This window comes from Paenibacillus sp. FSL R5-192, assembly GCF_000517845.1.
GTDB lineage: Bacteria > Bacillota > Bacilli > Paenibacillales > Paenibacillaceae > Paenibacillus > Paenibacillus amylolyticus.
Genome location: NZ_ASPR01000014.1, coordinates 336518 through 349168, shown reverse-complemented (window position 1 = coordinate 349168; position 12651 = coordinate 336518). Strand labels below are relative to the sequence as shown.

Genomic DNA, 12651 nt, shown 5'->3' with positions numbered 1-12651 from the left:
TCACGTCCCCTCCCTGTTCTGATCCGATTCTATGTGAACTGATTACACTCTATTTTTCAGCTCCCAATAGTAAATTCTTTATACTATCCAACTGCAACTCCAGTGAATAGGGATCTTCCATGACGAACTCATCCTCTGTACCATCCAAGGAACCATAGGTGTAGACTTGTCCTTTCTGCACAGCAGGCAGACGTTTCCAAACCTCGCTGTTCAGGATCTCTTTGGCGTCCTCACTACCCGAACCATATAAGAAGATATGATCTCCCATATACTCAGGCAGTACTTCAAGGGAGATCGTCTCGAATCCATCCTTCATTTCGAGTGCTTGCTGAGTTGGAGGCAGTTTCAGCATCTCATAGATCGTGGAACTACCATAGTTCCCGCCTTCTGCACCAAGTACATACAACGCTTTGTACCCTATTTGTATGATGGATACGGTCTCGCCTTCTTTAATTACACCATCTATCTGCTTCTTAGTCTCTTCGATATTCTCTTCATATGTCGTGATCCATTGCTCTGCTTCCTTCTCTTTTCCAAAAACACCAGCAATCCGGCGCAGCTTTTCCAATGGGCCAGAAGTTTTATCACCTTCCCAATAAGGTAAAAAGACGGTCGTTGCAATTTTTTCGTAATCCTCAATATTTTTATCAATGGAACCGATGATGAGATCCGGCTCAAGTGACACTAACTTCTCCAGATTCATTGGGAACTCTCCTCCCAAATCCTCAATACCCGCTATAACATCAGTAGCAATGCCAGACTTTTCAATCCATCCTTCGTTCAGCATAAATGTTCTTACACCAACCGGTACTATGCCCAGTTTCAGCAGGTACCCCATATATTGATCTGAAGCAACACGCTGCGGATTGGCCGGGATTACCACATCTCCCCTCATTGTAGAGACGGTCCGCGTCTCCGGCTGTGCAGTCGATTTCCCTGCCTCCGTTGCCTGGTTACCCGATTGTGTAGTAGTCGCATTGGTCTCTGTTTGCGTACCACTTGCAGACGGCGCTGGACTGGAACAGGCCGTGAGCAATAGCGTGAGACACAACATCATGCTTAGTGCTGTCATTTTGAATTTTCCTTGCATTATTAATTCCCCTCCAACACTCTTTTGATATTGATAATCAATATCATTATATAGATGGGAATGTAACGAATGAAGGGCATTTTCTTGCATTACACTGGGCAAATCTTGCTTGTTGTTCAATACCAATGGGTGTTTCGACTTGTTTAACCGTTGGCTTACTCCTTTTTTGTAGCGAATTGGAGAAAGCCCTTTTATTTTTTTGAAGCTACGGCTCAGTGAATGTGCATCCGGATAGCCGATCTGTTCTGCAATCTGTTGCAGCGTTGCACTGGTATGCACCAGAAGATGTGCGGCCCTCTCCATTCGAATCTGTCCAAGATACTGGATGGGACTGATGTTTAACTTTTGTTTGAACAGCCTCGACAAGTGCCCCACACTGCATTCCATTGCTTCTGCCATTACGTCAAGAGCTATGGGCTCATGGAGATGAGCATTCATATATTCAATAGCCTGTGTGACCGTATCCGGTTTATGTGGCTGAATGGATTGTTCGTGTAAGTCTGTCAATAAAAGATATACCCATTGATGAAATAAGGTTTTGGCATGTAACTTTGCAAGCTTAGTAGACTGCTCCCACTCCTGTTTCAATTCCTCCATACACTGATACATGTGTAGCGGACGGGTTGGTACAAATGCATATTGGTCCTGAAACGGACGTTCATGGTCCATCAGATACTGAATTTCCATCCCACAGGGCAAGGCTAGGATGGCTTTGTACAAAATCATATAATACGCCACGCCCGAATCCGTCTCCATATTTAAATACGCCTGCTTGCCTCCATGAATGATGTGGAATCCCTCCACGATGTATCTGTGTTGATCCATTCGTATCCGTGCACTTCCGTCGGTTATATATAGATAGGTACTTGCTGGTAGTTGATAATTCTTCAACTTCTCCCCAGGATGCAAAGCGTTTTGGCGTACATCCAGTATTTTGACAAAAACATGATTCCACAACCTGATGTGATCATTCAAATTCATATCCGCTGTACTTTCCCTCCCGCCATATTACATCGACATACCTTCTTGCTTTCTTTATGAAGAGCCTGTAATTTTCGCTCAGTATGTATATTTCATTTCATTATAAATCAATTGATAACAATTCTCAATAACATGCACAATCAATATTAACTTACCCATTTGGACAACATATATGGACTGCAATGTATACGTAGCGGGATAATAACGCCAGCATCAGCAACATTTTCTAACCTGTTGCAAAATCATAAAAGGCATGATATATTAATTGAGCCATCAATGATTGACGCATCAAATATTGATACATCAATGATTCGAGAGCATCCAAATAATCATTAGGCAATGGCATTGTATACTGCAACATTAATCATTGGTTAACATACGCCGTTGTTCATGATTCAGATTCACCCGGGAGGTCTAGTCATGACACGTATTGTTTCCAAAGAAGAACAAATCATCAATCTGTTGAACGTGTTGGGTAACAAACTCAGTCCCAAGTTCGAACGCTGTACAGGTATCAGTTCCTCTCGCTTTGAAATTCTGCATGAGCTGGATCAGGTCGATGAGATTAACCAATCCATGCTGCAGAAAATCATTAACATTGATAGTGCTGCGATTACACGCCACTTGAAGCAGCTTGAAGCGGACCTAATGGTTACAAGACGTAAGAATCCCGATGATAATCGGGTCACTTTTGTTCGTTTGACGGACCACGGTCGGAAGCAGATTGAAGGCTACAAAGCTGAGAAGACCAATTTTATCAACCAGATTTTACAGGATTTCAGTGAAGACGAAGTTCAATCACTCGCCGATTTCCTGGAACGTATGCAGAACAATTTCTAAACCCATATATAGAGGAGAGATCCATGCATGAGTACAATTCAAAGCAAATTCCAAAAAACCAATGATTTTAACGAAATCACCTACGGTCGTCGTTCTGTTAAACTTTACGATCCTGAAGTGAAAATTAGCCGTGAAGAAATGACTGAAATTCTGTCAGAAGCTTCCCGTGCACCATCTTCGATCAATTTGCAGCCTTGGCGTTTTCTGGTTGTAGATACGACTGAAGGTAAAGAAAAGCTTGCTCCACTTGCGAGATTTAATCAAAATCAAGTGTTGACTTCCTCCGCAGTCATTGGCGTATTCATTGACATGAAAAACGCGGAACATATGGAAGAAATTTTTGGCAAAGCTGTAGAACTCGGTTATATGCCACAAGAAGTTAAAGATATGCAACTATCAAAAGTATTACCTTATTATGAAAATATGCCTGCTTCCGCTATTCGCGAAGTTAATATGATCGACGCTGGACTTGCTTCCATGCAATTAATGCTTGTAGCACGTGCTCACGGTTATGATACTAACCCAATCGGTGGTTACGAAAAAGACCAAATCGCAGAAGCATTTGGCATGGACAAAGAGCGTTATCAAGCGGTTATGTTGATCTCGATCGGTAAATCGGCCAAAGAAGGTCACCCATCCTACCGCCTGCCTGTAGAAACCATCACAACTTGGGCATAATATCAGGGACGGTTTCCCCTTTCTTAACACATTCCAAATAAACACAATATGGAGGTTATACATTATGATTATCATTCACGCTCATCTGCAAGTTAAACCGGACCAAGAGCAAGCATTCCTCGCAGCTGCGAAAGAACTGATGGCTGCTACACGTCAAGAAGAAGGTAACATCAGCTACGATTTGGCGAAAAGCACAGAACGCGAACAACAATACACGATGATCGAGCTGTGGAAAGATGAAGCTGCTACAGCTTCCCACAACACAAGCGCGCATTTCCAAGCTTTTGTTCAACAAGCAGCAGCATTCATGGCCGCTCCAATGAACGTTGAAGTATTTGCTGGAGAACAAGTTAAAGCTTAATAGCGCTTTAACTGCCGTGCGTATCTAACATGTGAATAAGCTGCTCTTGGTCATATGACCGAGGGTAGCTTTTTAGTTTCCTTTTGAAAATAAGTTCACTTCAACAAAAAACACGCCAATTAAGGCGTGTTTTCTTCACTCATTGAAGAGGTATTAAACAAGTGAACATGGACTACACTACCCGAGCAGGAGTAATGCTTTGCGGATTGTTAAACACATTTTTCGGGTCATACTTGGCTTTGACTCTCCGCAGTCTGGCATAGTTGGCTCCATAGTACACTGGACCGGAATTTTTGATCCCTTGGTCTGGAACGTTGATATAGGAACCCACAATGTATGGTTGCAATTTCTTGCGAGTATTACGAGCGAGTGCGATATTTTTGGCGGCATGGGATGGTTTGAGCCACGTACTGGTCCATTCCACATAGAACTTCTCTTTACGCCAGAAGAAGGCGGTTGATCTAGGTGATTTGCGACTTACTGCTCCGCCCCAGTTGAGGAAATAGAATCCGCCTGGCCCCTCTTCCAGGTTCTCCAAAAATGTTCGCATCGATTTAATGGCTTTGTCGGGGAATGGTTTTCGTCCAAAACCGGACGAGAACTGGTTGCTATACCGTTGAGTCTCGGTCGGATCAGGTTGTAATAAGAACTTCACAACTTCCGTGTAAGGTAACAAACGAACAATGGAACTTGTCGGTGTGCCAACACTTGTAATCGGCTGCAATAGACGGAGTGCCTCTGTTTTTGACCCTAGGAACAGCCCCTCCATGACGACATTGCCACCCTTTTTCGGTCCGATGGACAACTCGCTGCCCAGTCTTGTATCCACAGAGGGAGCCCACCTCTGCCATACTTTGAGCACCTTTTCGAATTGAGCCCATGGCCAGGTAATCTTAAATACAGTTGCTTTCGCTGGAGCACGGCGCACTTTGAATTTGTAGCGGGTGTATACTCCGAAGTTACCACCGCCCCCTCCCCGAGAGGCCCAAAAGAGATCTGAATTACGATTTTTATTGGCCCGAATCACTTTTCCTTTGGCGTCCACCATCTCCACCTCAAGCAGGTTATCACTGATAAGACCGATGGTACGCTGGAGAGGCCCAATTCCCCCACCTAACGTAATTCCACCGATCCCTACAGTAGGGCTGTCACCAAAAGGAGCTATGAACCCTTGCTTGGCAAGGGTATTCGCAATTCTCCCTACTCGGTTACCCGTACCCACAACAACCGTTCCATTTTTTTTATCAAGTTTGATGGAATTCAGATCACTCACATCAATCACGATACCGCCATTCACTTGGGAAAGATTCACTTCCAGCGCGTGTCTGCCACTCCGCGGACGAATCGGAACATTATTCTCACGAGCCCATCGGATAGCGTTGGATACATCCTTCGTCCGTTGGGCAAAAACAAAAACTTTGGGAAATCTGTCCGTATGCGGGTCCCAGTTCTTGCGCGCCGCTTCATATCCTGGATCACCTTTGTAAATAACCCGTCCGGTAAGCTTGGTTAATGATTTCACACATCCCACTCCCTGCTGAATAATTGTCCTACAGCCTCTGCTGCATCAAGCACTTTATACTGTATGACGGACATTCGCGGAGGGAATGGGCTGGTGCCTTAATTTAAAGGTTCGCGTTTCAGAGGAAACAAAAAGGAATTTCCCTTTCAGGCCACAGAACAGGCTTGAGGAAAATCCCTTTTATCTCGAAACTAGTCGCTTCCCGAATCGGAATCAATTCTGATTAACTTGCGCGCTTCCTGTTCTTTTTCACCATACCAGACGAGCACATCGGCAAACAGATCCATGATGCGAACAAAGTTCTGCTTATCCGCTTCTGAAATCTGATCTGCATACTTGAAAATCTCATCAAAGCAAAGTTCCCTTACAAATTCGGTATACTTCACATACACCTCGCGACCTTTCTCCGAAGGTTTGACGTATATGTCTTTGCGGTTACCGCTTAAATGAAATTTTTCGAGCAACCCTTTTTCCGTCAGATTCTTCACGTTCTTGGAAAATGTACTGCGGCTTACACCCAGGCGTGCGGCCATCTCCGACATCTTCTCTTCCTTGTCCTCGGCTTCCAGAATATATTCCAGCGTCTGAATCTGTGAAGCCGAGAACATCATATCTGTACCATAACTTCGCTGCAGCTTATACGTGTTTGAGTACGCATTACCGTATTTGATAATTTTCTCAATCAGTTCCCGATGGTCGCCCATCCAATCTAATTTCATGCGTAATCCCTTTCATATTCAGATTCTCTCTCTTACTCTACTGAAATCAGATCCGTTTTTCAATCCATGTAATTGCTTCTTCAATCACATCATCACGAGTCGGTTCATTAAAGATCTCATGCATCAGATGAGCATAAATTTTGAGTGTTTTATCCGTTGAAGCGATATCTCCGTAAAAGTCACGGGAATCCTTTTCGCTGACCAGTCCATCATTGGCCCCATGCAGTACAAGTACGGGATCTGTAAACTGCTTGGCGTTCTCCTTCAGCCATGTTATGCCATTTCCCAAGCTGTTAAATAAATCTACAGAGATCTGCTTTTCAACCAGTGGGTCATTCGCGTAAGCGGATACAACTGCGGGATCACTACATACGCCACTGCCCAGCTCATTCGGGAAATACGTGCCTGTAGGAAGATCCATCGGCAGTTCTCCGGCAACTTTTGTATTGTAACGAGTGAGAGCTCCGGATAGCACGATGCCTTTGACCTTGCCTGGATATTTCGTTCCAAAGGACGAGGTTGCAAAACCGCCCATACTATGTCCGATGACAAACAGCGGAAGATCGCCGCTCTCTTGCAATGCCGCCTCGACAATGACATGAACATCTTCAATAAGATGATCAAATTCTTTATAAAACGTACGCTGTCCCTCGGATCTGGCATGACCACGATGGTCAAAGCGATACACATTAAAACCACGTTTATTTAATTGTTCCGTCACATAATCGTAGCGACCTGCATGCTCACATAGTCCATGAACAATGACTACAGCTGCCTTCGCATCACTAACTAAATTTTCACTAGAATATAGGCGAGTACCGTCAAAAGATTCGATTGTTGTTTCAATTATACTCATAATATTTTCCATCCCTCTCGCTACGCTCAAGCACCAAACAATAAAAAATCTTTAGCACAGGGCGTTATTCGTATACTTAAGAATGAAGTCCTTACAATTATATTTGATAAGAACAATATAGTTTCTTATAGAAACTATATTACCACCGTCGGTACCCCTTGTCTATATTAAATTAAAGCGTTTACATAGAGACCATGTCATACCTTTGATATCTTCCCTGATCTGTTGTATCGAGTCGATTTACAGCTTCATGCACACACGCGAACTAAGCTACGCATTTGCTACCTGAACAATCCATAACGAAAAAAACGCCATAATATATTTCGTAATGACGTCTTTTTCGTTATGGTATCTAGAGGATCGTTAACAGAAATGCGGAGAAAAGCCATCTGTGTCATCAGGCAATAATTTTATGCTCTACCACCCTGTAAACAACGGCTTCGGACCCACATGCGTGGGAAAGAGCGGCAATACTTCCTCTGCCAACTCCTGAATCACCTCAGCAGGAGGCCGACTCGAAAAATGAATGCCTAGTGCAGCATGATTAACGCCGACTGATCGCCATTCCTCCAAAAGCTGAATCAAACCTGCCCGACCTGTACGTAATATGTACCCGCCACGAAGCGGTGTTCGAGGATAATTGACATCTTCCACCAGATCAATCCATTCGTTGGTCATATGCGGCTTAAACATGCCATTAGGTATTTTTTCACGCCAGGCACTAATCTTATGGCCAAGCATCTGAGGACCAGATTCGTTTGCCGTTGCTTCGGGATACGTGAGCCAGCCGTCACTGTTCTTCGCAATCCAATCTAAAGACTGCCTGCTTGAGCCTGTCACAACGAGCGGAATACCACCAGCTGCTGGTTTCGGGAGCAATTCAAGCCCTTTCAATTGACCAAGAGAAGATTGAATTGCGCCAGTTCTATCCTGTATAAGCTCACGAAAAAACTCCACCGTCTCACGGAATCGCACATCACGATGCTCCCCATCTATCCCATAAGCCGGAAACTCAGCAGGTCGGTCGCCAGAAGCAATCCCTAACACAAGTCGTCCGCCCGAAAGTACATCAATGGATGCAGCTGCCTTGGCTAAATCAATCGGATGGCGAAGCGTGAAGATCGCGCTTCCTGTTACTAGGGAGACGTTTTGGGTTCTTGCAGCAAGATAGGCTAGATAGACAAATGGATCAAATACTTGTCCAGCATCTCCAAAGCCGGGATCAAATAGAGGGACATCTCGCACCCATACAGCTGCAAAATTGCGTTGATCAATGCTTTCCACGAGGTCAGCTTGTCCTTTTAGAACATCCATGTGTCCTTTATAAAATTTAAGTGGTAAAAACAGCCCTATTGTTAATTGGTCTGGGGCAAACATACGGCGGAAACCAGGGTGTTGATTGAAGTTTTCCACCGCTTGTGTTGACGGATTTTCTATTCGTTCCATAACATCTATAGGTTTGTTCATTCCTTCTCCTCCTACAACAATAGTAATCCAGTGTACTGGTATCTTTTCAATTCGACCGGAACTGATATAATTGTAACCATCGATTGACCCCATAAGTAGTGACAACTCTCAACAAAATCATAGGGTCAGTTCTGGCAACGAGGAGGATTAGCATGATTGATTTAACATTATTGTTGAACAGAGAGTCTGGAGATCCGTTATACGCTCAGCTTTATCACTATATTAAAAAAGAGATTTTGAACGGAAAGTTACCAGCCGATTCTCGACTTCCCTCTATTCGCTCACTATCCAGCCACCTCCACATTAGCCGTAATACAGTGGATATGGCGTATCAACAGTTATTAGCCGAAGGTTATGTCCAGAGCAGACCTAGAAGTGGCTTATACATAATGGATTTGAAGCTGGAAACATTGCCCTTGTCCAATGTAGTGAGTAAGGATTGGTTGGAAAACAGTATTCAGGATAGCCCAGAGATTCGATACAATTTTCGTTATGGTGACGTAGATGCTGAGCATTTTCCATTTGCCACTTGGCGCAAGTTATCCAATCAGAGCTTGCTCCAGAATCAAATGAAGTTGTTCTCTTATGGCGATCCTCTTGGAGAACCGGGACTTCGATCTGAAATTGCAAATTACCTGCACAGTTCTAGGGGAGTAAATTGTTCACCTGATCAAATTATAATTGGAGCTGGTGTTCAATACCTGCTCGGTGTGTTATCCGGATTACTAGGTGACGTTAGTCATGGTATCGCGATGGAAGACCCGGGATATGACGGTGTTCGGACGGTTTTTCAACATAAAGGTCTGAACATTCACCCTATTCCGCTGGAAGCAGATGGACTTCATATCCATAAGTTATACAAAAGCAATTCCCGCATCGTCTACATTACACCGTCACATCAGTTCCCCTATGGAATGGTCATGCCTCTCGCCAAGAGAATGCAATTACTGAAATGGGCAACAGACCAGAATGGGATCATTATTGAGGACGATTATGATAGTGAGTTCAGATATGTCGGCAAACCGATACCTTCCTTGCAAAGCCTGGATACTCAACAGCGAACCGTTTACCTGGGGACATTTTCAAAGTGCCTTCTTCCTTCATTACGAATTGCGTATATGGTTCTACCACAGACCATGTTAGAACTACACCGTAAACAAGACTACCGATTATATGATCAAACGGTCTCTCATTTTCAGCAGAACACCCTAGAGCTGTTTATGAGTAATGGACATTGGGAAGCCCACATTCGCAAGATGAGGAAGGTATATCGACAGAAGCAATTCACACTCATTTCGATGATTCAGAAGATGATGGGTGCTCAAGTTACCATCATTGGTGAGGATGCAGGACTTCATATTTTATTGCGTGTACATAACGGAATGGATGAACACAAGCTGATTGCTACTGCTGAGAAGGAAGGTGTTCAGGTCTACCCGGTATCCCCCTTTTGGGCACAACCAGCTCAAGCGGAGCAATCCATGGTTCAGATTGGTTTTGGTGGATTGAGTATTGAGGATATTACAGAAGGCGTATATGCCCTTCATCGGGCTTGGTTTGGGGTCTGAGAACATTCGTGTGACCACGACCACAAAACCAAACCATTTCCACATCGAAAAAACCCGCTGTACACTCGGAAATCCTTGTGTTTAGCGGGTTCTTTACATATGGGAAACCTAGAGTGATCTATATTTCTTATTTTAACATTCTAATCATTCATCTCATCAACAGCAGTCTTACCTGCGATTCGTCCAAAAGTAAAGATATCCGTCAAGGCATTACCGCCTAAACGGTTGCCTGCATGTATACCTCCTGCAACTTCTCCAGCCGCATACAGATGTGCAATCGGCTGACCGTTTTCATCCAATACGCGAGTTTGGGTGTCGATCTTAATTCCGCCCATGGTATGGTGAACTGCCGGCTTTCTAGGCGTAGCATAGAATGGAGACTTCTCGACTTTTAAGCTAAACGTATCCTTATGGAACTCCGGATCAAAGCCCGCATCCACATATGAGTTATACTTATCAATCGTATTTCGAAGAACTTCAGGTTCCATTTTGATTTTCACTGCCAGTTCTTCTATCGTATCGGCTCTGAACAAGGTACCTTCTTCGACTTGACGGTCTATCTTTTCCTGGCTTGTGTTCGCTGCCGTTTTCTTGATCTCGTCATCCGCAATCAGGTAAAATAAACTTCCCTGCTCGATAGCTGCTTTCGTTAAGACATCTCGTCCAGAGAATTCATTAACAAATCGTTCTCCCTTTTTATTAACAATGACAAAGTTTTCAGGCGGTACTTGCAGTCCACTGAAGAGTTCGCCCGTATCCGGATCGGCTACAGGCATCATTTGAGTGAAGCCCATGCCTGTCAGCGCTGCTCCTGCACTCTTACCTAGCGATATTCCATCACCAGTCATCGCATAGGAATTTGTTGTTTTGATATCATCGTCAATATGGCTCCAGTATGTGTTGTATTCCTTGAGCATCTGTGTATTTGCACCAAAACCGCCGCTGGCAAGCACAACGGCTTTGGCATGAATGGTTATGTTCTGACCATTGACACCTGTTGCGATAACACCTGTTATTTTTCCATCTTCGATGATCAATTGTTTGACCGGGCTATCTGTAATAATTTTTCCTGAATGCTCTTCTACATATTTGCTAAGTGCAATGATAAAGGCAGAGCCATAACTTTTGACAGGTTTATGGCCACGACGCCAAAGGGCACCCACTGGAGCAAATACGATACTCTTATCATACTCAACCCCGATATCCTCAAGCCACGTTACACTTTCCAAGGCACGGTCTGTAAGTACTTTGACCAGATCGTATTGTCCATAGATCATGCTCCCATTCAGGTCTGTACGTTTGCCCCCAAAATACGTTTGCATTCTGTGAAGAAGTGGGGAGTCGAATAAATAAGCCTTTTCTGTGCCGAACTTATCCTGATATGCAGTAAACTCTTCTTTGAGTGCATGGAAATCATCTACATATTCTGGATGGATCAAGCTCTCATCGGTACTTAATAAATTCTCAATCGTCTGTCTTTCCCCTGGATTCTCAGTGAACTGTTGTTGCCATACAGGATCTGCAGCATTGACAGGACCACCTGAGCGGATCGTATTCCCCCCAACAGCAGGATATTTCTCAAGTACAATCGCACTTGCTCCTTGTTGTAAAGCTGTAGCAGCAGCACTGAGTCCTGCGCCACCTCCACCTACAACGACCACATCGCAAGTGTATTCTTCGTCATCTTTCATCTGGCTGCTAGCAGGTTTTGGACGTCTTTTCAGGATGTCAGGATTCACTCCGGCAAGCTTAACCGCTTTGGCTACACCATTGATGACAGCATTACTGGTTTCAGAAGCACCTGAGAGAGCATCTACATTCAGCGTCTGTCCCTCAATGATTTTATTCGGAATTCTTACAAAAACAACATCGGCGATGCCTTCGGTTTCACCCTTCGAATCGATATCGATGCTTTCAATTCTATTTTCACTAAAGGATACCTTCATCGGCAGATTGCCACTGTGACCTATAGCATTGATCTCATACACACCGGGATTATAAGTGAATTCTTCTTCTTCGTTCAGCTGATTTGAAATTTTGGCAAACCGAAGGAACCGCAGGAAACATATTTCCAGGAAATCGATCGTTCCTTCATTGTTCAGGTTGCCTGATTCGTCAAATGCTTTATGTGCGCTGCCAAGCAAAAATTCATACCCTGGCATCACGTTAGCTTCGACACCTGGTGCATCCAGGATTTGACGAAGATGCAGCTGTGCACGCGAGGAACCTTGTGTTCCCTGTGACGCACCTATGATCATCACGGGTTTTCCAGCCAGCGGATGGATTTCAAAGCTCAACCATTCCAGCAGGCTTTTAAGAGATGAAGGGATGGAATGGTTATATTCTGGAGTCGCAATAATGACACCATCACTTGCCATAATTTTTTCATTAAACGATTGTATAATTGCACTGTTTGTTTGATTATCGGACTGATTAAACATCGGAACATCTGTAATATCGAGGATTTCAATGGCTGCTCTGGACTCAAAATGCTTTTGTATGAATTGAAGCAGCTTGCGATTATACGATTTCTTTGCATTTGTGCCAACGATCGCTATGATTTTCATTG

General features: G+C 44.0%; 10 protein-coding genes. 4 read left to right on the top strand and 6 right to left on the bottom strand.

Going from position 1 to position 12651, the window contains the following annotated elements; translation table 11 throughout:
• Positions 1-49: 49 nt before the first annotated feature.
• A complete protein-coding gene (locus C161_RS09935; RefSeq protein ID WP_235193780.1) occupies positions 50-1915 on the bottom strand; it encodes an AraC family transcriptional regulator in 1866 nt (621 codons plus the stop codon).
• 576 nt (positions 1916-2491) lie between these two features.
• Between C161_RS09935 and C161_RS09930 the strand changes: the two genes are divergently transcribed.
• From C161_RS09930 to C161_RS09920, 3 genes are all read left to right on the top strand, one after another.
• Positions 2492-2911, top strand: a complete 420-nt coding sequence (locus C161_RS09930) for a MarR family winged helix-turn-helix transcriptional regulator (RefSeq protein ID WP_036609779.1) — start codon at positions 2492-2494, stop codon at positions 2909-2911.
• A 27-nt stretch (positions 2912-2938) separates the two neighbouring features.
• Complete coding sequence (locus C161_RS09925; RefSeq protein WP_036670026.1) at positions 2939-3589, top strand: nitroreductase family protein; 651 nt, start codon at positions 2939-2941, stop codon at positions 3587-3589.
• 64 nt (positions 3590-3653) lie between these two features.
• Positions 3654-3950 (top strand): putative quinol monooxygenase, encoded by a 297-nt coding sequence (locus tag C161_RS09920; protein ID WP_036609783.1) that lies wholly within the window; start codon positions 3654-3656, stop codon positions 3948-3950.
• Positions 3951-4122: 172 nt separating this feature from the next.
• Here C161_RS09920 and C161_RS09915 read toward each other — a convergent pair whose 3' ends face one another.
• The 4 genes from C161_RS09915 to C161_RS09900 all read right to left on the bottom strand — a co-directional run bounded on the left by C161_RS09915 (position 4123) and on the right by C161_RS09900 (position 8514).
• Complete coding sequence (locus C161_RS09915) at positions 4123-5472, bottom strand: FAD-binding oxidoreductase (RefSeq protein ID WP_036670025.1); 1350 nt, start codon at positions 5470-5472, stop codon at positions 4123-4125.
• Positions 5473-5663: 191 nt separating this feature from the next.
• Positions 5664-6191 (bottom strand): MarR family winged helix-turn-helix transcriptional regulator, encoded by a 528-nt coding sequence (locus C161_RS09910; protein WP_036670024.1) that lies wholly within the window; start codon positions 6189-6191, stop codon positions 5664-5666.
• A gap of 46 nt (positions 6192-6237) precedes the next feature.
• Positions 6238-7047 (bottom strand): alpha/beta hydrolase, encoded by an 810-nt coding sequence (locus tag C161_RS09905; protein WP_036670022.1) that lies wholly within the window; start codon positions 7045-7047, stop codon positions 6238-6240.
• A 417-nt stretch (positions 7048-7464) separates the two neighbouring features.
• Positions 7465-8514 (bottom strand): LLM class oxidoreductase, encoded by a 1050-nt coding sequence (locus C161_RS09900; protein WP_084650117.1) that lies wholly within the window; start codon positions 8512-8514, stop codon positions 7465-7467.
• A 152-nt stretch (positions 8515-8666) separates the two neighbouring features.
• Between C161_RS09900 and pdxR the strand changes: the two genes are divergently transcribed.
• A complete protein-coding gene (pdxR, locus tag C161_RS09895; protein WP_036670020.1) occupies positions 8667-10082 on the top strand; it encodes a MocR-like pyridoxine biosynthesis transcription factor PdxR in 1416 nt (471 codons plus the stop codon).
• Positions 10083-10222: 140 nt separating this feature from the next.
• Here the strand turns inward: pdxR and C161_RS09890 are convergent, their stop codons facing one another.
• Positions 10223-12649, bottom strand: coding sequence for a flavocytochrome c (locus tag C161_RS09890; RefSeq protein ID WP_036670018.1), 2427 nt, complete (start codon positions 12647-12649; stop codon positions 10223-10225).
• Positions 12650-12651 lie beyond the last annotated feature (2 nt).